Annotated in this window: 20 protein-coding genes; 9 read left to right on the top strand and 11 right to left on the bottom strand. The window is 61.3% G+C overall.

What is annotated here, in order from left to right:
- Nucleotides 1–136 precede the first annotated feature (136 nt).
- On the bottom strand, nt 137–1,666 hold the full coding sequence (locus tag QO005_RS20855; protein ID WP_307159937.1) for an FAD-binding domain-containing protein: 1,530 nt from the start codon (nt 1,664–1,666) through the stop codon (nt 137–139).
- Between the two features lie 312 nt (nt 1,667–1,978).
- Here QO005_RS20855 and QO005_RS20850 point away from each other — a divergent pair, with 312 nt between their 5' ends.
- The 3 genes from QO005_RS20850 (at nt 1,979) to QO005_RS20840 (ending at nt 3,446) form a co-directional block, all read left to right on the top strand.
- The gene (locus QO005_RS20850; RefSeq protein WP_307159936.1) at nt 1,979–2,140 is read left to right on the top strand and encodes a DUF2256 domain-containing protein; all 162 of its coding nucleotides are present in this window, start codon (nt 1,979–1,981) and stop codon (nt 2,138–2,140) included.
- Nucleotides 2,140–2,562: a DUF3429 domain-containing protein gene (locus QO005_RS20845; protein ID WP_307159935.1), complete on the top strand. Its 423-nt coding sequence runs from the start codon at nt 2,140–2,142 to the stop codon at nt 2,560–2,562. The genes QO005_RS20850 and QO005_RS20845 overlap by 1 nt, the downstream gene beginning before the upstream one ends.
- 185 nt (nt 2,563–2,747) lie before the next feature.
- Nucleotides 2,748–3,446 (top strand): GntR family transcriptional regulator, encoded by a 699-nt coding sequence (locus QO005_RS20840; protein ID WP_307159934.1) that lies wholly within the window; start codon nt 2,748–2,750, stop codon nt 3,444–3,446.
- A 161-nt stretch (nt 3,447–3,607) separates the two neighbouring features.
- Here QO005_RS20840 and QO005_RS20835 read toward each other — a convergent pair whose 3' ends face one another.
- The 5 genes from QO005_RS20835 to QO005_RS20815 all read right to left on the bottom strand — a co-directional run bounded on the left by QO005_RS20835 (nt 3,608) and on the right by QO005_RS20815 (nt 8,693).
- Entirely contained in the window at nt 3,608–4,393 is a 786-nt protein-coding gene (locus tag QO005_RS20835; protein ID WP_307159933.1) for an SDR family oxidoreductase, read from the bottom strand.
- Between the two features lie 22 nt (nt 4,394–4,415).
- Nucleotides 4,416–5,369 (bottom strand): sugar-binding transcriptional regulator, encoded by a 954-nt coding sequence (locus QO005_RS20830; protein ID WP_307159932.1) that lies wholly within the window; start codon nt 5,367–5,369, stop codon nt 4,416–4,418.
- 20 nt (nt 5,370–5,389) lie between these two features.
- Nucleotides 5,390–6,859, bottom strand: a complete 1,470-nt coding sequence (locus QO005_RS20825) for an FGGY family carbohydrate kinase (RefSeq protein WP_307159931.1) — start codon at nt 6,857–6,859, stop codon at nt 5,390–5,392.
- A 68-nt stretch (nt 6,860–6,927) separates the two neighbouring features.
- A complete protein-coding gene (locus QO005_RS20820; protein ID WP_307159930.1) occupies nt 6,928–7,884 on the bottom strand; it encodes a transketolase family protein in 957 nt (318 codons plus the stop codon).
- Nucleotides 7,884–8,693, bottom strand: a complete 810-nt coding sequence (locus QO005_RS20815; RefSeq protein WP_307159929.1) for a transketolase — start codon at nt 8,691–8,693, stop codon at nt 7,884–7,886. The genes QO005_RS20820 and QO005_RS20815 overlap by 1 nt, the downstream gene beginning before the upstream one ends.
- Nucleotides 8,694–8,916: 223 nt before the next feature.
- Between QO005_RS20815 and QO005_RS20810 the strand changes: the two genes are divergently transcribed.
- The 4 genes from QO005_RS20810 (at nt 8,917) to QO005_RS20795 (ending at nt 13,345) form a co-directional block, all read left to right on the top strand.
- A complete protein-coding gene (locus QO005_RS20810) occupies nt 8,917–9,897 on the top strand; it encodes an ABC transporter permease (RefSeq protein ID WP_307159927.1) in 981 nt (326 codons plus the stop codon).
- Nucleotides 9,898–10,036: 139 nt separating this feature from the next.
- On the top strand, nt 10,037–10,966 hold the full coding sequence (locus QO005_RS20805) for a sugar ABC transporter substrate-binding protein (RefSeq protein ID WP_307159926.1): 930 nt from the start codon (nt 10,037–10,039) through the stop codon (nt 10,964–10,966).
- A 90-nt stretch (nt 10,967–11,056) separates the two neighbouring features.
- Nucleotides 11,057–12,535: a sugar ABC transporter ATP-binding protein gene (locus QO005_RS20800; protein WP_307159925.1), complete on the top strand. Its 1,479-nt coding sequence runs from the start codon at nt 11,057–11,059 to the stop codon at nt 12,533–12,535.
- A 21-nt stretch (nt 12,536–12,556) separates the two neighbouring features.
- Entirely contained in the window at nt 12,557–13,345 is a 789-nt protein-coding gene (locus QO005_RS20795) for an SDR family oxidoreductase (protein WP_307159924.1), read from the top strand.
- A gap of 132 nt (nt 13,346–13,477) precedes the next feature.
- Here the strand turns inward: QO005_RS20795 and QO005_RS20790 are convergent, their stop codons facing one another.
- The 4 genes from QO005_RS20790 to QO005_RS20775 all read right to left on the bottom strand — a co-directional run bounded on the left by QO005_RS20790 (nt 13,478) and on the right by QO005_RS20775 (nt 18,016).
- Nucleotides 13,478–14,983 carry an AMP-binding protein gene (locus QO005_RS20790; protein ID WP_307159923.1) on the bottom strand — a complete coding sequence of 502 codons (1,506 nt, stop codon included), beginning with the start codon at nt 14,981–14,983 and terminating at the stop codon, nt 13,478–13,480.
- A gap of 176 nt (nt 14,984–15,159) precedes the next feature.
- Nucleotides 15,160–15,990, bottom strand: a complete 831-nt coding sequence (locus QO005_RS20785; protein WP_307159922.1) for a p-hydroxycinnamoyl CoA hydratase/lyase — start codon at nt 15,988–15,990, stop codon at nt 15,160–15,162.
- 35 nt (nt 15,991–16,025) lie between these two features.
- A complete protein-coding gene (locus QO005_RS20780) occupies nt 16,026–16,550 on the bottom strand; it encodes a DUF3237 domain-containing protein (protein ID WP_307159921.1) in 525 nt (174 codons plus the stop codon).
- 14 nt (nt 16,551–16,564) lie between these two features.
- Nucleotides 16,565–18,016 carry an aldehyde dehydrogenase gene (locus QO005_RS20775; RefSeq protein ID WP_307159920.1) on the bottom strand — a complete coding sequence of 484 codons (1,452 nt, stop codon included), beginning with the start codon at nt 18,014–18,016 and terminating at the stop codon, nt 16,565–16,567.
- Between the two features lie 131 nt (nt 18,017–18,147).
- Here QO005_RS20775 and QO005_RS20770 point away from each other — a divergent pair, with 131 nt between their 5' ends.
- Nucleotides 18,148–18,639 carry a MarR family winged helix-turn-helix transcriptional regulator gene (locus QO005_RS20770; protein ID WP_307159919.1) on the top strand — a complete coding sequence of 164 codons (492 nt, stop codon included), beginning with the start codon at nt 18,148–18,150 and terminating at the stop codon, nt 18,637–18,639.
- Between the two features lie 141 nt (nt 18,640–18,780).
- Nucleotides 18,781–19,989 carry a 3-(3-hydroxy-phenyl)propionate transporter MhpT gene (gene mhpT, locus QO005_RS20765; protein ID WP_307159918.1) on the top strand — a complete coding sequence of 403 codons (1,209 nt, stop codon included), beginning with the start codon at nt 18,781–18,783 and terminating at the stop codon, nt 19,987–19,989.
- A 67-nt stretch (nt 19,990–20,056) separates the two neighbouring features.
- Here the strand turns inward: mhpT and pobA are convergent, their stop codons facing one another.
- Nucleotides 20,057–21,229: a 4-hydroxybenzoate 3-monooxygenase gene (gene pobA, locus QO005_RS20760; protein ID WP_307159917.1), complete on the bottom strand. Its 1,173-nt coding sequence runs from the start codon at nt 21,227–21,229 to the stop codon at nt 20,057–20,059.
- Between the last annotated feature and the right edge of the window lie 129 nt (nt 21,230–21,358).

Raw genomic sequence — 21,358 nt, 5'->3', positions numbered from 1 at the left:
CCTCACCATCCATCGCCAACCTCCAAAAGTTAGCGTTGAATCTGATTTGCGCCTCAAAGGGAATCCCAAACCATTAATTTGTCACTACAGCCTAGAGCGCTTTTCGATCCTCGTTTCACTCCGGTCGGATTATGCTCTAAAAATCAAAGCTGAGCTGGTTCTTGGACCCGCTCGCCTTAGGCTTCTTGCGCTCGCTGCTGGCCTTCAGGCCGCTGCCACGGCTGCCATGCTTTTTCTGAATGCCGTCGGCGGTCTTGCGAAAACTGTCATTGCCCCGGATGGCCCAGACTTTCTGGCGAGCCTCGCGGGCGGCCTGCACATGATCGACAATGGGCAGGGGATAGTGCCGGTCAAGAAGCGTCGATGCTTTTTCCCAGGTCCAGGGTTCATGCAGGAAGGCATCCGGCACGCTGGCCAGTTCCGGCAGCCAGCGGCGAATGAAACGGCCCTTCGCGTCATGTTCCAGCCCCTGCTTGACCGGATTATACATGCGGATGGTGTTGATGCCGGTGACGCCGGATTGCATCTGCACCTGCGACCAGTGAATGCCCGGCTCGTAATCTGTAAACATCCGCGCCAGATGCAGGCCGGGCGCACGCCAATCCAGCCAGAGATGATAGCTCGCCACCGCCATCAGCATGGCCCGCATGCGAAAATTCATCCAGCCGGTGGCATGGAGCGCCCGCATGCAGGCATCCACGAAGGGAAGGCCCGTCTCCCCCTTTTGCCAGGCGGCAAGCCGTGCGCAATCGCTGCCACGCAAACCATCATAGGCCGGATGCAGGTTGCGGAATTCGATGTTCGGCTGGTCCTCCAGCTTCTGCATGAAATGTGAACGCCAATAAAGCCTGCTGCGGAAGGACGACAGCGCCCCCTTCCAGCCGAGACTGCCTGCATCAAGCTGGTCACCCCGTTCATCGACGGATGCCATAACCTCCCTGACGGAGAGCGTGCCCAAAGCCAGATGCGGAGAAAGACGCGAGCAGGCGGCAAAGCTGCTATTGGGGCTGGACATGCCCTTGCGGTAGCCCTCGCCACGGTGGAGCAGAAAGCTTGAAAGACACTGCAAACCCGCCTGCCGCCCGCCCCTCTGCCGTTCCGGGCATGTGTCGGGCCGCAGCTCTAACGTGTCAGCGTCCGGTGCGGCACCGGGTTCGATGCCAGTCAGCGGAGAAAGTGCTGCCGGCGGCGCAATACGGGGATCCCGCAAGAAACCATCCATCCGTCCCGCCCAGCCCTGGCGCGAGGCCAGACGGCGGATGACGCCATCCTGCGGAAATTCCGTCCAGATCACACCATTTTCCCGGCACCAGCCGGCAACGGCAAGATCGCGCCGATAGGTCCAGTCATTGCCGGTTTCCTGATGCGACCAGAGACCGGCAAGGCCGAAGCGACGATGAATGGCGGCCAGCAGGGAGACGGCCTCTCCCGTGCGGATGACCAGCGGCTGCCCCAGGGCAGCGAGCGCCCTTTGCAGGTCGAGAAGACTTTCGCGCAGAAAAGCATAGTGCCGCGCCGAGACATCCTGCCCCCGCCAATAGCCCGGCTCCACCATGAAAATCGGCAGCACCGGCCCCTGGGCTGCGGCCTCCCGCAAGGGCCGGTGGTCATGGATGCGCAGGTCGCGCTTGAACCAGACGAGGTGAAGGTTAGGAATGCGGCTCATGCGCAGTTTACGAGGATCGGATGGAATTGGATCAGCCTTGTAAATCCGGAGGGCAAAAACCGGCGTATATCCGTGACTTAGAGCATGTCGCGCAAAAGTGTGCAGCGGTTTTGCGATAACGACATGCGTTAAAAGAAGAAGGTAAAGCACGTTGCATGAGGCTTGTAAGCCGCAACGGGCTTTACAGCGCCGTGCGTTTTATCAAACGCACAAAGGACGCTGTAAAACTTTAAATCTGCTGCATAATTTTATCCTTAAATCGGAATCGATTTAAGGATAAAATTATGCAGTAGCCGCCACAGATGTTGATTGATGAAGAAAAGCCATCTGCCCGCCAAGGTCTGCGTGACCTGCGACCGTCCCTTTGCCTGGCGAAAGAAATGGGCGCGGGATTGGGCAGAGGTGCGCTACTGCTCCGAGCGCTGCCGCCGCGAGAAGAATGGAAAAGACCCAGCAAAAGAGGTGAAACGTTGATGCCCATTCGCAAGCTCACCCAGGGCCTGACCTTTGCGGGTGCCCTGCCCTTTTATCTGGCGCTCTTGCCAGTGCTGGATCATGACGTTCGCCTCAAGGCCTTTTTGACTTACGGTGCTATCATTGCGGCCTTCATGGCCGGAACGCTGTGGGGTCTGGTTCAACAGATCAGCAGCGACGCTCTGAAACAGCGGCTGCTGCTGGTCAGCAATGGCGTGGCGCTTGCCATCTGGGGCAGCCTGTTGATCGAGAGCACCGGACTTGCCCTTGCCTTGCAATTGCTGGGGTTTCTGGTGCTTTTGGCGGAAGAGCGGGGCCTCGCCAGACAGGGGTCTGAGCCGCAATGGTACTGGATCATGCGGCGGCGGATCACCGCCCTGGTCTCTGCCGCCTATGTGCTGGCCTTCCTGTTTCTGGCTTAATCCTCTGGCGCTCTTGCCAGAGATGCGGGTTTTTGGCATACCATAATACCAGTGGGCAGACCGGTCCGCGCTAGAGCATTTCCAGGAAAAGTTGAATCCGGTTTTCCGTCCGGAAATGCGTAAAAACAATCAGTTAGAGCGTTTCTGTGTTTCTATGAAACATGGAAACGCTCTAAGGGGATGCCATGACAGAGACTTTGAGCGAAAACGCCATGCGGGTGGAGCGTCCTTCCAAGACCCTCAGGGAACTGGCGCTGGACAAGCTGCGGGACGCCATCCTGAGCGGCCATTTCCGCCCCGGTGACCGGCTGGTGGAGCGCGATCTTTGCACGCAGCTTGGCGTCAGCCGCACCATTGTGCGCGAAGTGCTGCGGCATCTGGAATCGGAAGGGCTGGTGACCAGCGCCGGCAGCCGTGGCCCGATGGTGGCGCGGCTGGATGCGGATGAAGCCCGGCAGATCTATGAGATCCGCGGCGCGCTGGAAGGCATGGCGGCAAGGCTGTGCGCCGAGCGCCGCGACGCACAGGATATTGCCGCACTGGAAGAGGCGCTCGCCGGTATTCGCAACGCCTATGACGGCCAGGATATGGCTGGCGTGCTGGCCAACACCACGGCGTTTTACCAGCGTCTCTTCAACAGCGTCGGCCGTCATGTGGCCTGGGGGGTCGTCAGCCTTCTCACTGTCCGCATCAACCACCTGCGGTCCATGACCATCAAGACCGAGCGGCGCAATGTCGATGGTCCGGCCCAGATGGAAAAGATCATCGATGCTATTCGCAAAGGCGACGGGGAAGCGGCGGAAAAGGCAGCCCGTGATCATGTCAAGGCCGCCTCCGCCATTGCCGAGGCGCTATTGCAAGAACCGCAGATTTCGACGTCCTGACCTGAAAGTATTTCTAAGAAAAGTAAAATACAGTCTTTGGTCTGGAAACACTAAATTCTAGAGCACGTCCGGTGAACACGGGTTCACCGGACGTGCTCTAAGCTTCTGTTTTTACGCATTTCCGGACGGAAAACCGTGACTACACTTTTCCTGAAAATGCTCTAAGACATGATCAGCCCGCCATCCACATTGATGGTCTGGCCGGTGATATAGGCGGCGTCGTCGGAGGCCAGGAACGTCACGAGACCGGCCACTTCCGCAGGCGTTCCGGCGCGGCGCATGGGTATGCCTTCCACCCATTCGGCCATCAGTTCGCCCGGGCCGTAATTGCCCAGCATGCTTCCCCAGACGCGGTCATTATAATCCCACATCTCGGTATGGATGATGCCGGGGCAGATGGCGTTGACGGTGATGCCTTCCGGCGCCAGTTCCTTGGCAAGGCTCTGGGTGAGGCCGACCACGCCGAATTTCGACGCGGCATAATGCGGCGTATAGATGAAGCCCTGACGGGCCTGACCGGAAGCGGTATTGATCATCCGGCCCTTCTTGCCGGAGGCGCGGAAGCGGTTGATCGCCTCCTGGCAGCAGAGAAATGCCCCCTTGGTGTTAACCTCGAGGTTGAAGTCCCATTCCTTCTCGGTCAGATCCTCCACGCGGGCAATGGTGATGACGCCTGCGTTCTGCACGGAAACGGAGAGCGCGCCGATGCGACCTTCAACTTCAGCATAGGCCGCCTTGACGGCTGCGGCATCGCGCACGTCAAGCGACAGGCCGAAAGTTTCCGCGCCTGTTTCCTCGGCGAGCCGCCTTGCGGCATCTGCCACATCCTTTTCAATGGCGGCAATGGCGACTTTGGCGCCTTCCTCGGCAAAACGTCTGGCGATGCCGTAGCCAATGCCCTTGTTGCCGCCAGTGATGAAGACGGATTGCCCTTCGAAACGCCGCATATGTTCCTCCCAGATATGAACGCTATGATCCCACCAACCGCTCGGCGGTAAATTTGTCCGTGACCAGCACGTCGATCACGCCGGTGCGCAGCGCCCCGGCAATGGCTTCAGTTTTCTTCGCGCCTCCTGCCAGTGCGATGACGCGATCGACATTGCCGAGATTTTCCAGCGGCAGGCCGATCACGCGCTCATCCAGCGGGGTCTTCACCGGCCTGCCCTCCTTGTCGAAGAAGCGCAGCGAAATATCGCCCACCGCCCCGGCCTGGGCGAGATCGGCCAGTTCCTTGGTAGAGAAGATATTGCCGGACCGGGCCAGCAGCTCCGAAGGCTCGACAGCGCCAATCCCCACCACGGCCAGCGTAATCGTGCCGAACAAATCCATGGTCTCGCGCACGAAGGGGTCTGCCTGCATCAGCAACCGTGCCTCGCGCGAGGTGGAAAGACCCGGCACCGCCAGCAATTTCGGCTCCGCCCCCGTGAGCCGTGCCAAGCGGGTGGTGATCTGGGTGGCGTGCGTCTGCACGGACGGATCGCCCATGCCGCCCAAAGTCTGGACGATATATTTCGCCTTGGCGCTCTTCTGCGGGTGGATGTTTTCCACCATCTTGAAAATCGTCTGGCTCCAGCTCGAGACGCCGATAATCTCGTTCTGCGCCAGCGTCACTTCCAGAAAATGCGCCGCCGCCTCGCCGATCCGCGCCATAATCGCCCCATCCCGGTCTTCCGAACAGTCCACGACAATGGCTTCCGGCAGATCGAAGCGCTCACGAAGCTGCGTTTCCAAGTCACCATAGGTGCCCGCTGGCGGGATGATGCTGGTGCGCACGATGCCCTCGGCCTCCGCCCGCTTCAGCATGCGCGATACAGTCGCCTGGGACAGGTGCAGATGTTCCGCGATCTCAGCCTGACGCTTGTGCTCGCTGAAATACATCTGCGCCACGCGGGCTATCAGTCGTAACTCGTTGATCCGGCCCATGACCACTCCATGATGAATTTTTATTCACCATTAACCGAGTTGATCTGGTACGTCGAGCGGGCCAGCGCGTCCTGCCAGACCGCAAGCTTGGCGGCGTTGTCGGTTCTGGCAGGCTCAATGCGGTTGCCGCCCGGATTAAGCCCGGCAATCGCCTGAAGATCGGGCCAGATGCCGAGCGCCAGTCCGGCCAGATAGCCAGCACCCAGCGCCGAGGCCTCCGGCGCATCCCGCTGGATGACCGGATGGGCCAGAAGATCGGCCACGCATTGCATGAGGAAACGGTTCTGGCTCGGGCCGCCATCGACGAAGAGCCGTCCAAAGCCTGCGGGTGACTGCGCCTGCATGGCGGAAAACACCGCATGAACCTGAAAGGCGATGGAATCGGTCACGGCGCGGGCCATCTGCGCCCGCGTGGTGGAAAAGTTGATCTGCGAAAACAGCGCCCGCGACTGCGTATCCCAATAGGGAGCGCCAAGGCCGACAAAGGCTGGTACAAAGCCCGGTCCGTTCGGCTCCGCCGTTGCGGCAAGCTCGACAAGGGCGGCGACATCGGGAAGGCCCAGAATCTCCGTCATCCACGGCAGGGAGGATGCCGACACCAGAATATTGCCCTCGAAGGCAAAGGTCGGCTTTCCAGCAATGCGCCAGGCGACTGTTGTGGTAATGCCGCGCTCCGGCGCGATAAAATCCGGCAGCGTCGTCATCACCGACGAGCCGGTGCCAAAGGTTACCTTGCCATCGCCGGGGTTGAAGGCACCATGGCCGAACAATGCGGCATGGCTATCGCCGATCGCTGCCATGATCGGCGTGCCGTCGGCAATGCCCGGCAGGCCAAGGGTGACGCCAAAGGAGCCGCTGCTATCGCGTACCTCCGGCAAGGCATGGATATCGATGCCGAACAGCGTGCAAAGCTCCTGGCTCCAGACCTGACGCTTGAGGTCGAAAGCCTGGCTGCGGGCGGCGTTGGCGGCGTCGCAGGCATGGGTCTTGCCGCCCGTCAGGCAATGGATCAGCCAGCTATCGATGGTGCCGAGCCGCAGCTTGCGGCCCTTGGGCGCCCGCTCCAGCAGCCACCGCATTTTCGACCCTGGAAACATCGGATCGATGGGAAGCCCGGTCAACGCCATGACCTCTGCCGAATGACCGGCGGCATTGAGCGCGGCGCAATCGGCAGCCGTGCGGCGGCATTGCCAGCTCAGCACCGGACCAAGCGCCTCACCCGTCTCGCCATCCCAGAGAGTGACCGATTCACGCTGGTTGGAAATGGCGATGCCTTCCACCTTCATCCCTTGAGGGGCGCTCTCAAGGCAGGCGGCAATGGCCTCCTTGACGGAGGCAAAGATGCGGTTCGGATCCTGCTCTACCCAGCCCGGCTCGGGAAAGGTGATCCCCACGGGGGAAGATCCTCTGGCAATGATCTCACCCTTTTCCGTGAGCAGAATGGCCTTGGAATTTGTGGTGCCCTGATCAATGGCCAGAATGGCGCGCATCTTGAAATCCTCGTCAAAAAAACGAAACGACGCAGTGTTGATACCTGCGCCGCTTCAAGAGTAAAGGCTTAACGGCGCTTGATCAGCGCTTCAGCCGCGTCGGCAATGCTGTGTGGGGCCATGCCGAATTCGTCAAGCAGCCATTCGGCGGAGCCGGTATGGGCAAAGACACCGGGAACGCCCAGGCGCTTCATCGGCACCGGCGCGTGATCCACCACCACTTCCGCCACGGCAGAGCCAAGACCGCCGAAGATGGAGTGCTCTTCCGCCGTCAGGATCGCGCCGGTTTCCTGTGCGGCCTTGATGATTGCCGCTTCATCGATGGGGCGAACCGTTGCCATATTCAGCACGCGGGCCTGAATGCCGCGCTCGGCCAGCAGTACGGCGGCCTTCATCAGGCGGTGCGTCAGCGTGCCATTGGCAATCAGCGTCACATCGCCGCCTTCGCGCAGCGTGTTGGCACGGCCAAGCTCGAAAACATGGCCCTGCGGCAGCAGATCCGGCACGCCAACGCGTGACAGGCGCAGGAAACACGGCCCCTGATACTCCGCAGCCCACTTCACCGCCGCCGCCGTCTCGATGCTGTCGCAAGGCGCAATCACCGGCAGGTTGGGCAGAACGCGGGTCCAGGCAAAATCCTCGATGGAGTGATGCGTCGGGCCGAGTTCACCATAGGCCATGCCCGAGGAAATGCCGATCAGCTTCACATTGGCGTTGGAATAGGCAAGATCCGCCTTGATCTGCTCCAGCGCCCGGCCCGTGAGGAAGCAGGATGCACCGCAGACGAAGGGAAGCTGTCCGCCATTGGCAAGACCGGCACCGACGCCAACCATGTTCTGCTCGGCAATGCCGACATTGACGAGGCGTTCGGGAAACTTCGACTTGAAGCCGCCGAGCTTGGAGGAACCGACCGAGTCATTGCAAACGGCAACGACGTTCGGATTGGCTGCCGCCAGCGCTTCCAGCGTTGCGGCAAAAGCGTCGCGGCAATCGTGGAGCTTTTCCACCGTTACATTGGCATTCATCACAGGGCCTCCGAAAGTTCGGCAACGGCGATCTCATACTGTTCCTTGCTCGGCACCTTGTGGTGCCAATCGACGCGGTCCTGCATGAAGGAAATGCCGTGGCCCTTGTTGGTATGGGCAACGATGCAATGCGGGCGGCCGCCGCGATGCTCCAGAGCGGGCACCACCTCGGCCATGGCATTGCCATTGATTTCGCTGACCTCCCAGCCGAAAGCCTCAAGCTTGGGCCGGAGCGGGGCAATGTCATTGGTATCCGAAAGCGCAGCGCCCTGTTGGAAACGATTGTGATCGATAATCAGCGTCAGATTATCGAGGCCGAACTGGGCGGCTGCCATGATGGCCTCCCAATTGGAGCCTTCCTGCATCTCGCCATCGCCGGTCACGACATAGGTGTGATAGGAGGCGCCGGAGAGCTTGGCCGCCTTGGCCATGCCCACCGCCACCGGCAGACCGTGACCGAGCGGGCCGGTATTGGTTTCCACACCCGGCACCTTGTTGCAGTTCGGGTGGCCGTTCAGGCGAGAATTGGCCTGCAGGAAGGTGGAAATCTCAGCCTCGGGAATGAAACCGCGCTTGGCCAGCGTGATGTAAAGGGCGCAGGCGGTATGGCCCTTGGACAACACGAAACGGTCGCGGCCCGGGGCCTTCGGCGCGGCCGGATCGATGTTCAGAACACGGAAATAGAGCGCGGTCAGGATATCGATCACCGACATCTCGCCGCCCACATGGCCCGCACCTGCTTCAAACACGGCTTGCACATCGCGCAAGCGGATCTGGCGCGCAAGGCGCTCAAGCTCATTGATCTGCATGGAATCCCCTTCGGATCAGGCAGTGAATATTTATACAATAGGCGATATAATTGCACATGCAGGGAAGCTGTCAAGCCTTTAAGGTAAAATCTACGGTGCTAAAAAAGAAACAGCCCCGACATGTTGAGGGGTGTTGACAAGGCTTGCAGCCGTAGCTTATGCATCTTTCACCGGCAATGAATATTTATTCTAATCGGTTTAGAATTGACGAATGGGAGGAGCTATGGTGGCGGTAGACGAGAACGGCGCAGCCCCGAAGGCACGCAATCCACTGGTTTTCCTGAGCGGCGCCACCGGGCCGCTGCTGGGCCTCATCCTCCTTTGCCTCTTCCTGACCTTTGCCAGCGATAATTTCCTGTCTCTGCGCAACGGCCTCAACATTCTCGACCAGATCACCGTGCTTGGCATCATGGCCGTGGGCATGACCTTCGTGATCCTGCTCGGCGGCATCGATCTTTCGGTCGGCTCGGTGCTGGCACTGTCGATGATGGTCATGGGCTGGACGGCCAATGTCGCGGGCCTGCCCATGGGGTTGGCAATCGCGCTGGCACTGGTGGTTTCGGCACTTTGCGGCCTGGTTGTCGGCATTCTCATCACCGGTTTCCGGGTTCCGGCCTTTATTGCCACGCTTGCCATGATGTCGGTGGCGCGCGGCCTTGCCAACATGATCACCGATGGCCAGCAGATCGTCGGTTTTCCTGACTGGTTCATGATGCTCGCCATCGATCGTCATTTCGGCGTGCTGACGGCCACCGTGCTGCTGATGCTGGTGGTGCTGTTCATCTCCTGGATTTTCCTGCGCTACCGCGCCGAAGGCCGCACGATTTATGCGGTCGGCGGCAATGCGGAAGTGGCACGGCTTGCCGGTATCAATGTTTCGCTGGTAACCATCGGCGTCTATGTAGCCTGCGCCGTTCTCGCCGGCCTGGCGGGGATCGTTCTGGCGGCCCGTCTCGACTCGGTGCAGCCCTCCAGCGGCCTCGGCTATGAACTGGATACGATTGCGGCTGTGGTCATCGGCGGAACGTCGCTCTCCGGCGGCGCGGGCGGCATTGGCGGCACCTTGATCGGCGTGCTGATCATCGGCGTGCTGCGCAACGGCCTCAACCTTCTCAATGTCTCACCCTTCCTGCAGCAGGTCATCATCGGCGTGGTCATCGTGCTCGCCGTGGGTGCCGAAACGCTCCGCCGCAAGAGGGCCTGACATCCTTACGCTTGCCGCGGGGGACTTGATCCGCGGCACCCGTGATACGCCGCCGTCCATCGGCGGCGTGAAGCAAAAGCCCGAGAGAGGGGGGAGGTCTTCCATTTCTCTGGCGCAACCAAAAACTGGAGGAAAGAACATGAAACTCGCTCGCCTTCTCATGACCTCGGCTGCCGTGCTGTCGATGACGCTCGGCTCCGTTCAGGCCGCTGAAGTCAAGAAAATCGGCCTTGCCGTTGCCAACCTGCAGGCCAACTTCTTCAACCAGATCAAGCAGGCCGTTGAAGCCGAAGCCAAGACGCGCGGCATTCAGGTCGTCACCGTCGACGCCAAGGGCGATGGCCCGACCCAGGTCAACCAGATCCAGGACCTGCTGACCCAGAATATCGACGCACTGATCTACATTCCGGCAGGTGCGGCTGCCGCCACCGTTCCGGTCAAGCTCGCCAAGGCTGCCAAGGTGCCGGTCATCAACGTTGACCGCAATGCCGACGGCGCGCCGGGCGATACTTTCCTTGCAACCGATTCCGTCGCCTCCGCCAAGGCTGTCTGCGATTACATCATCAAGCAGGCTGGCGGCTCCGGAAACATGGTCATCATCCACGGCCAGAAGGGCACGACGCCGGAAGTGGACCGCACCAAGGGCTGCATGGAATCCGTCAAGGCCAATCCGGGCGTGAAGGTGGTTGCCGAGCAGTGGTCCAACATGTGGAGCCAGGATGAAGGCTTCCAGATCATGCAGAACATGCTGCAGGCCAATCCCGACGTGAAGATCGTCTTTGCCCAGGCTGACGGCCTGGCACTGGGTGCTGCCCAGGCGATCAAGGTTGCCAATCCGTCGGGCAAGATCTTCGTCGGCGGCTTTGACGGCGACACCGCCGCTCTCGAAGCCTTGAAGAACGGCGTTTTTGACGTCACCGCCACCCAGCAGACCCAGAAGATGGGCCGCACTGCCGTGGAAATGGCCGTGAAGATCGTTGGCGGTGAAAAGGTTCCGCCGGTGCAGTTGATGGATGCAACGCTGACCACCAAGGACAATGTTGCAGGCTTCATCGCCAACCATCCCTGATGGCTCGGGCGTAAACGCGCCCCGTCTCGACCATAGCGAAAGCCGCCACCGCGGCTTTCGCTTCCACACATATGCGGGAGGTTGTCCGTCATGCGCGAACCCATTCTGTCCCTTCGCGGCATCAGCAAGAGCTACGGCCCGGTGCAGGTGCTGAAAAATGTCGATCTGGACATTCATGCCGGTGAGGTCGTGGCACTTCTGGGCGAAAACGGCGCTGGCAAATCGACCCTTTCCGGCATTATCGCCGGTTCCCGCACCCCGTCCGAAGGGTCCATGACCTGGATTGGCGCACCTTACACCCCCGCCTCCCCCCGCGAGGCCATCGACAAGGGTCTGGTGCTCATCCATCAGGAATTGAAGCTCCTGCCCGAGCTTTCCATTGCCGAAAACGTCTTCATCGGGCGCTGGCCGATGAAAAACGGCGTTGTCGACCGCCATGAGATGGTGCGCCGCGCCGAAGAGCAGTTGAAGCGGCTGAACCTGCATATTCCCGCAACGCGCAAGGTGGCGGGCCTTTCCACGGCCAATCAGCAGCTTATCGAAATTGCCAAGGCACTGGCGCTGAATGCCAAGCTGCTCATTCTCGATGAACCGACCGCAGCCCTTGGCGGTGCGGAAACCGAGGCGCTGTTCGAACAGGTGCGCAAGCTGCGCGCCGAGGGCGTGGGTATCATCTACATCTCTCACCGCATGGAAGAAATCCGCCAGATCACCGACCGCATCGTGGTGCTGCGCGATGGTGAGCGGGTCTGTGAATTTGCCGATAGCGCCACCCCGGTCCGCACCATTGTCGAGAGCATGGTAGGCCGCTCGCTGGAGCGCATGTTCCCCGCCCTGCCCGAACCGAAGGACAAGGTGGTGCTGGAGGTGGAAAACCTGACCGGCGCCAACAATGCCTTCCGCAAGGTCAGCTTCAAGGTCAATGCGGGCGAAATTCTCGGCATTGCCGGGCTGGTCGGCGCAGGCCGCACGGAGCTTGTCCGCGCCATTGCAGGCGCCGACGCCATTGCCGAGGGCCGCGTGCTCCTGGATGGCAAGCCGCTCCTTGCCAAAGGCCCGGCTGGTGCGATTGCCGAAGGCATCGTCATGGTGCCGGAAGACCGGAAATTGCAGGGTCTGGTCGTGGCCCATGAGATCGGGGAAAACCTGATCTATGCCAATCTCGACAAGCTCGGCAGCCGTTGGCTGACGCCCGGCGCCAAGCGCAAATTTGCCAAGGCCGCCATCCAGAAATTCGGCGTCAAGGGCAAGGCGGAACAACCGGCCTCCGACCTTTCCGGCGGCAATCAGCAGAAAGTGGTCATTGCCAAATGGCTGGCACGCAATCCGCGTGTCGTGGTGCTGGATGAACCGACGCGCGGCATCGATGTCGGCGCCCGTGCCGGGATCTACGATATCATTGTCGGCCTTGCCCGCGAAGGCGTGGCGGTGATCGTCGTCAGCTCCGATCTGGAGGAAGTGCTCGGCGTTTCCAACCGTATCCTGGTGCTGGCCCAGGGCAATCAGGCCGGCATCCTGTCCCGTGAGGAGGCCAATGATGTCTCCGTCATGGAACTTGCGACCATTTGATATTTTCACAGGAAGACGATCATGTCCGAAATCAAGCTCAATGCCCCGAAACTCTTCGATCTTTCCGGTCAGGTGGCCTTTGTCACGGGCGCTGGCAGCGGTATTGGCCAGCGCATCGCCATGGGTCTGGCCCAGGCCGGTGCTGACGTGGCCCTTCTCGACCGCCGCACCGATGACGGTCTGGCCCAGACGGCGGATTTCATCGCCAAGGCTGGCCGCAAGTCCATTCAGATCGCTGCGGACGTGACATCGAAGCAGTCACTGACTGAGGCCGTCGCCCGCACGGAAGCCGAACTGGGCGCGCTGTCGCTGGCCGTCAACGCCGCTGGCATCGCCAATGCCAACCCGGCTGAGGAGATGGAAGAAAGCCAGTTCCAGACGATGATGGACATCAACCTGAAGGGCGTGTTCCTCTCCTGCCAGGCGGAAGCGCAATCCATGCTGAAGCATGGGCGCGGCGCCATCGTCAACATCGCCTCCATGTCCGGCGTCATCGTCAATCGCGGGCTGATGCAGTGCCATTACAACGCCTCGAAGGCAGGCGTCATCCATATGTCGAAGTCCATGGCCATGGAATGGGTGGGCCGCGGCATTCGCGTCAACACCATTTCGCCGGGCTATACCGCAACGCCCATGAATACGCGCCCTGAAATGGTGCACCAGACCAAGCTGTTCGAAGAACAGACCCCGATGCAGCGCATGGCAAGCGTGGATGAAATGGTCGGCCCCGCCATCTTCCTGCTCTCGGACGCCGCAAGCTTCGTGACCGGCGTGGATCTGCTGGTCGATGGCGGCTTCTGCTGCTGGTAAGCTTCTTTTCCATTTGGTGAAATTGCCCCCTCCCTGCAATTTCACGAGAGCCCTTCTGCTTCTCCTTTAAAAGCAGAAGGGCTTTTTTTTGCTAACGTTTGCCGTCTGCCCGAGGGTGAGCGCCCAAAGACCTCAGGCCTTCTCCATCGCCTGCGCTTCCCGGGCCAGAATATGTTTCTGGATCTTGCCCGATGCCGTCCTCGGCAGTTTTTCCACCACACGAAATTCCTTCGGCACCTTGTATCGTGCAATCAGGGACTGGCAATGGCGGGTGAGATCGTCCGGATCGGCTGTCTGTCCAGATTTCGGAACGATGAAGGCGAGACCCACCTCGCCCCAGCGGGCATCCGCCACGCCGATGACAGCCACCTCACGCACCGCCGGATGCTGGATCAGGGCCGCCTCGATTTCCACCGGATAGACGTTTTCACCGCCGGAAATGAACATGTCCTTCAGCCGGTCGACGATGGTGATATAGCCATCTTCATCCCGCCGCCCGATATCACCCGTCTTGATCCAGCCATCGGCGGTGAAGGCGCGGCCGCGTTCTTCCGGGCGGTTCCAGTAGCCGGGCGTCACATTCTGCCCATAGACGAGGATCTGACCCGCCGTGCCATCCGGCACATCGCGCTCGTCCTCATCGACAATGCGGATCGAGGTCAGCGGACCCGGCAGACCGGCAGCGCCCGCCTTTTCATAAAGCACGTCCCGGGACAGCGGCATGCCCAGTGTCGTGCCGGTTTCGGTCATGCCATAGCCATCCACCATGCGCACACCCTGCTCCAGCCACCAGCGGATATTGCTGGCCGGGTTGGGCGCGCCGCCGGTAAACAGCGCCTTCAGCTTCGTCCATTTCTGCGGCTGGAAATTCGGAGCATAGCGCAGGGCATCGGCCATTTGCGGCACGCAGAAATAATGCGTCACGCCGAAATCCGCGCTGGCCAGACGGTCATTGGTCGCCTCCGGCTGGAAGCCGGACGAGACGATGAAAGTGCCGCCACGCAACATGGGCGGCCAGATCTGCGTGACGATGCCGATGACATGGAACATCGGGCTGTCGCACAGGAAAACGCAGCCCGTATCCACCTCACCGAGAATGTTGAAATTCACCGCTGTCGCCAGCAGGAATTGCGACGTGAGCAAAGCCCCCTTCGGCACGCCGGAGGTGCCGGAGGTATAGAGAATGATGCATGTATCATGCCCTGAATGCGGGGCACAGCGTGGCGCGGGCTCTGCCGCATGAACATCGGCCATCAAATCGGCCATCGTCTTCTGACGACATCCCGGCGGCAGTGGCGGCACGGCATCATCGGTGTAAAGCAGTGCCGGGCCGCAATCCTTCAAAAGCAGCGCCAGTTCCGACAGCGACAGACGCCAGTTGAGCGGCACGAAAATCGCGCCCAATCGCATGGCGGCCTGCTGCAGGATGATCTGATAGACCGAATTGCGGGCGAGCACGGCCACCCGCTCACCCTTGCCAATGCCTTCCGCCTGCAAGACGCTGACGGCGCGCTGGATATCGGTATCCAGTTCGCGATAGGTCCAGCGGCGGTCGGTTGCCAGATCGATACAGGCAAGGGCTGCCGGGCGAAGCCGCGCATGCAGGCCCACCGGATCGGGTGAAATAACATCCACCATGAACTTTCCTCCTCATGGCGCAACCGGGCAAAATCATCCGGCAAGGCGCAACATGTCCTTCGGACGCCGCAAAACCGGCTGGCCGCAGCGCACTCCAACTCCCAGTCCTGTCAGCCGGGAGAGCTCCCGGCTGAATTTTGAAGCGTCGGTTCCCGTGTGGGGAACACTCCAAGCGCTCAGCGCGCCTGGCGGCTCTTGTCGTAGGCCCCAAGGCCGGGCTTGTAGGATTTCTCGTCGATGAACTGACGGATACCTTCCTTGCGGCCTTCGTTATCGTAGGAATTGGCGGCTTCCTGCGCCCGGACCAGATAATCCTCCGCTTCGTCATAGGTCATGATCCCGACGCGGCGCACGGCGTCCTTGGTGGCCTTCAGCGCAACCGGATTCTTTTCCAGCAGGATCTTGGCAACCTGGGTAACGCGCTCCTTGAGGCTGGCCAGCGGCAGGGCTTCGTTTACCAGCCCCCACTCGGCAGCGGTCTTGCCGTCGATCGGCTCGCCCAGCATGGCGTGATACATGGCCTTGCGGAACGGCAGCAGTTCCACGGCAACCTTGGTGGCGCCGCCACCCGGCAGAATGCCCCAGTTGATTTCGGAGAGTCCGAATTTCGCTTCTTCTGCCGCAAAGGCCAGATCGCAGGCAAAGAGCGGACCGTAACCGCCACCGAAGCACCAGCCATTGACCATGGCGATGGTCGGCTTCTGGTACCAGCGCAGGCGGCGCCACCAGCCATAGCTCTCCCGCTGCGCCTTGCGGGTGCCCTTCAGCCCCTCCGCCTCGGTTTCGCGGAAATATTCCTTGAGGTCCATGCCCGCCGTCCAGGCCGGGCCTTCGCCCGTCAACACCAGAACGCCGACATCCTCGCGGAATTCCAGTTCGTCCAGCACCTCCATCATGGCGCGATTGAGCGTCGGGCTCATGGCATTGCGCTTGTCGGGGCGGTTGAACCGGACCCAGGCAATGCGGTCGATGATTTCATAGGCGACGGTATCGACGTCGTTGGCCATAATGCATTCCTTTCCCTGGCCGCCAGGCGGCCTGTCTATGTGACGGTATAAAAATCAACGATGACATGATCCGGCATGCGGATGGCGCGGGCGATGAACAGGCTGCGCGCCAGCCACCCATGCACCCCATCCTCCACCGTGAAGCGGGGCGTGGTGCGGAAGTAATAGTCATCCGGCCCCACGGCCTCGCCGCGATTGATGCGGTCGGTCACCACAGGAGAAGCCGACCGCACGCCTGTATTTTCAATCGAGATGACCGTGCCATCGTCAGCCTGCAACTGATAAAGCGCCCGCACCTCAGTCAACCCGTCCGGGCGGATCGACTGCCAGTCTCCGCCGCCGGGCAGAACCCGGCCGGAAAGCCTTGGGCCGTCAATGGTTCCTCCCCGGATGGGCACGAAGCGCAGCCGCAGCCCGTTCACCGTGCCCTGCTCCACCGGCTCCAGCAGTTCCACCCGCGCCGAAAACGCGAATTCCAGACCCGGCATGGGGGCGGAAGGCCCGCTGATCGTGGGCTCGACAGGTATTTGCCCCGTCGGCAGGCCTCCCGGTGTGGTCATCTCCAGCCCTCCGATCAGAGCGGGAAGTGACCGGGCTGGGTCTCCATGGTGATCCAGCGCAATTCGGTAAACTCGGCAATGCCCGCCTTGCCGCCGAAGCGGCCATAGCCGGAGGCCTTGGTGCCGCCGAAGGGCATCTGCGCCTCGTCATGCACGGTCGGACCGTTGATGTGGCAGATGCCGGAATGGATGCGGCGGGCAACAGCCAGACCCCGCGCCGTATCGCGGGTGAAGACGGCGGCGGAAAGACCATATTCGGAATCATTGGCCAGCCGCACGGCATCGTCCTCGTCGCTGGCGCGCAGGATCGCGACGACCGGCCCGAAGCTTTCCTCCGAATAGATGTGCATGTCGGAGGTAACCTTATCCACCACCTGCGCCGGCATCAGCACGCCTTCCGCAGCACCGGCGCTGGTGACGACTGCGCCCTTGGCCAGGGCATCGGCAATCAGGCCCTCGACCTTCTCCACCGTCCGGCGGTCCACCACAGCGCCGAGAGGCCCGGCGCCGCTTGCGGGATCGCCCGCCTTCAACGCCTTGGCGCGCTCGGTGAATTTCGCCACGAAGGCATCGGCTACTTCCGGGACCACGATGATCCGCTCGGTCGACATGCAGATCTGGCCCTGATTGAAGAAGGCCCCGAAGATGGCCGCCTTCACGGCCTCATCCACATCGGCATCCTTCAGCACCAAAAGCGGCGCCTTTCCGCCCAGTTCCAGCAGCACCGGCTTCAACTGCCGTGCCGCGCGCTCGGCAATCACCTTGCCGACCCGGGTCGAACCGGTGAAGTTGATCCGGCGGATCGCCGGATGATCGATCAGCGCACCAACGATATCACCGGCATCTTCCGGCGCATTGGTCACGAGGCTGAGAACACCCGCAGGCAGGCCGCCCTCGTCCAGCGCCTCGGCAATCAGCGCATGGGTGCGCGGGCAGATTTCGGAGGCCTTGAACACCACGCCATTGCCGCAGGCGAGCGGCGTTGCCAGCGCCCGCACGCCCAGAATGACCGGCGCATTCCACGGCGCAATGCCCAGAACGACGCCCGCCGGCTCGCGGATCGCCATGGACAGGCAGCCCGGCTTGTCGGAGGGAATGACTTCGCCCGCAACCTGCGTCGTCAGGGCCGCAGCCTCGCGCAGCATGGAGGAGGCCAGCATGACGTTGAAGCCCGCCCAGGCCCGCGTTGCACCGATTTCCGCCGCCATGGCGGCAATGAACTGATCCGCCTTGGCAGCCAGCGCATCGGCGGCCTTCAGCAGCACCGCACGGCGGCCATTCGGCCCCATGGCTGCCCAGGCCGGAAACGCCGCAGCACTGGCTTCGGCGGCAGCCACGGCATCGGCAACACTGGCCGCGGCAGCGGAGCTTGCAACCTCCCCCGTCACCGGATTGAGCCGCTGAAACGTCTTGCCACCCTCTGCGGCGCGCGCCTGACCGCCGATCCGCAATTGCACATCGCTCATGATGAACCTCCCATCCAAGAAGGGGACCGAACCCCTTTTTCAAAACGCTATCTCCCATAGCGATTGACTGCTATCATGCATAGCGGTATTGTGATTTCAAGAGCGGAGATGACGGGAGTAGACAAAAATCAATGCCGTTGAAGCCCAAGAGCACAGAGGACGTGCTGCAGGACAATACCTGTTCAGCGGTCGAGCCCCCGGAAAAACTTGAGGTATTGATCGGCTACCATCTGCGCCGCGCATCCATTCATGATCTCAACGGCGCCGTGGCGGCTTTGAACGATGTGAACACAAGACCGGTCCCGGCCAGTGTGTTGCTGACCATCGTGGAAAATCCGGGCGTGAGTTCGGCGGATATCTGCCGGATGCTGGGCATGCAGCGGGCGAATATCGTCTCGATCCTCAGCGAGCTGGAAGGTCGCGGCCTGTTCGTCCGTGAAACGGACCCGGCGGATCAGCGTATCCAGAAGCTCTATCCCACCCGCCACGGGCAGGAAGAAGCGAAAACCTTCATGGCCCTGCTGCAGGCGCATGAGGACACGATGCTGCAGAGACTGAGCGCTGCGGAGCGGCAGCAACTGCGAATGCTGCTGGCAAAAATCTGGCAGGACGACGGCGTGTAGCAAAAATCCTGACCGGGAATTGCGGGCGGCTGGAGGAAGAGCTGCACATTCCCTGGAAATTTTAATTGTTTTAAGCCCCCGTCGCGGGGGGCCGGATTTTCGAAACCGGGGCAGAGGTAGGGCCCCATTGGGAGGACATCAATGACAACGTCTACGGATCACCGCGCAAGCGGTGGCAAAGGGCTGAAGCTTGCCGTTCTGGCGGCAACGATTGAAGGTTTCGATCTTCAGGCGGCGGGTGTGGCCGCGCCCAAACTCATTCCCGCCTTCGCACTGAACCCCAACCAGGTCGGGCTGTTCTTTTCCTCGGCCACGGTGGGCCTCATCATCGGCGCGCTGCTCGGCGGGCGCGTGGCCGATGCCTTCGGACGGCGCACCGGCCTGGTGCTGTCGCTTCTAACCTTCGGCATCTTCTCCATCGCAACAGCCTTCGTTTCCAGCTTCGAGCAATTGCTGCTGTTCCGGCTGCTGACGGGCGTCGGTCTCGGCGGCGCGCTGCCCAATCTGGTCAACATTGCCGCCGAATCGGTGACGCCCGAGCGGCGGGGCCGGGCCGTGGCGATGATGTATGCCGGTGTGCCTGTCGGCGGCGGTATCGCCAGCATCGTGGCGATGATGGGTTTCCATGGCGGTGACTGGCAGTCCATCTTTGTCGTCGGCGGTATTCTGCCAATGCTGGTGGCGCCGATCGTGCACTGGATGCTGCCGCCCATGCGGGTGGAAAAGACCCAAGCGAAGTCGATCAATGCTGCCTTTTCCAGCATTTTTGCGCCGCAGACGCTGATGACCACCATGGCGCTGTGGATTTCTTTCTTCCTGGCGCTGCTGGTCTTCTATCTGCTGCTGAACTGGCTGCCACAGCTGTTGATCGGTCGTGGCTTCCTGCGCGATCAGGCCTCGCAGATCCAGATTGCCTTCAATGTCGGCGGCGCCATCGGCAGCCTGATCGGCGGCGGCATGCTTGACCGTGCGCGTCCGGCCTTTTCCACCTCCTTCGCCTATGCGGCAGGCGCCATCGCCCTGCTCAGCCTGTCGCTGCTCCCGGCAAACTTCATTCTCATGCTGCTGGCCGGCATGCTGCTCGGCGGCGCTTTCCTGTGCTTCCAGGGCATTCTCTACGGCGTTGCGCCGCAATGCTATGCCTATGAAGTGCGCGGCACCGGTGTCGGCCTTGCCGTGGCCGCAGGCCGCCTCGGCTCCATCGTCGGCCCTCTTCTGGCGGGCTTCCTGGTCTCGCAGGGCAAGACACCGGCGGATGTGATGCTGCTGCTGGTGCCGATCACACTCGTGGCTGGCCTGTTTACCGTGCTGCTGCTGTGGCGGCGCAGCCGTCAGGTCCAGACGGCTTGATACGAATGAATGAAAACGCCGGCCTGATTCAATTCAGGCCGGCGTTTTCATCTTCTATAATTCCTGATCAGTATGGCAGGCCGACATAATTTTCGGCAAGCGCGGTAGATGCGGCGCGCGAGGAGACCAGATAGTCCAGTTCAGCCTCCTGAATGCGCTGTCCGAAATCACCGGTGTCGGGGAAGCGATGCATCATCGTCGTCATCCACCAGGAGAAACGCACGGCTTTCCAGATGCGCGACAGCGCCCGTGCCGAATAGCCATCAAGACCCGCCTCGGATTTGTCACGGTAGAATTCGATCAGCGCCTCGCTGAGATAGTAGACGTCGCTGGCCGCGAGATTGAGGCCCTTCGCTCCCGTGGGGGGCACGATATGGGCCGCATCGCCCGCCAGGAACAGGCGGCCGAAGCGCATGGGCTCCGTGACGAACGAGCGCAGGGGCGCGATGGATTTTTCGAAGGACGGCCCCGTGACCATGGCGCTTGCCACCTCATCCGGCAGGCGGCGGCGGATTTCGTCCCAGAAGCGGTCATCGCTCCAGTCTTCCACCTTGTCGTCCAGCGGGCATTGCACATAATAGCGGCTGCGGGTGTTGGAACGCATGGAGCAGAGCGCAAAGCCGCGCGGATGGTTGGCGTAGATCAGTTCATGATCGACCGGCGGCACCTCCGCCAGAATGCCAAGCCAGCCGAAGGGATAGACACGCTCGAATTCCTTGCGCGCCCCTTCCGGCACGGATTTGCGCGAGACACCGTGGAAACCGTCGCAGCCGGCAATGAAATCGCAATCGATGCGATGGGTCACACCATCTTTTTCATAGGTCACATAGGGATTTGCCCCATCGAAATCATGGGGCTGCACATTGGCCGCTTCGTAAATGGTGGTGAGGCCCGCAGCCTCGCGGGTATCCATCAGGTCATGGGTCACCTCCGTCTGCCCATAGACCATCACCCGGCTGCCGCCGGTCAGGCCGAAGAGATCGATGCGATGCGCCCGCCCGTCGAAGGTCAGCGAAAAGCCGTCATGCGGCAGGCCTTCCCGGTGCAACCGATCTGCGGCCCCCACCTTTTCCAGAAGCTTGACCGTGCCCTCTTCCAGAACCCCGGCCCGCACGCGGCCCAGAATATAATCCTTGCTGACCCGGTCCAGAATGACCGTCTCCACCCCTGCCCCAGCCAGAAGCTGCCCCAAAAGCAGGCCGGAAGGCCCCGAACCGATAATAACGACCTGACTACGCATGGATCCTCCAATTCCTGTCCTGAAAGTGCTGCGAAAGCAGGGCCTCCACCACTTGCTTTCCGTCATCTCAGGCTGCCGTTCCAGAGCCTCTTCCTCAATGGACTTTTCGTGCAAAAAATTGGATTATCC

The organism is Allorhizobium paknamense, from assembly GCF_030815125.1.
Classification (GTDB): Bacteria; Pseudomonadota; Alphaproteobacteria; order Rhizobiales; family Rhizobiaceae; genus Allorhizobium; species Allorhizobium paknamense.
This window is presented reverse-complemented; position numbering and strand designations above follow the sequence as displayed.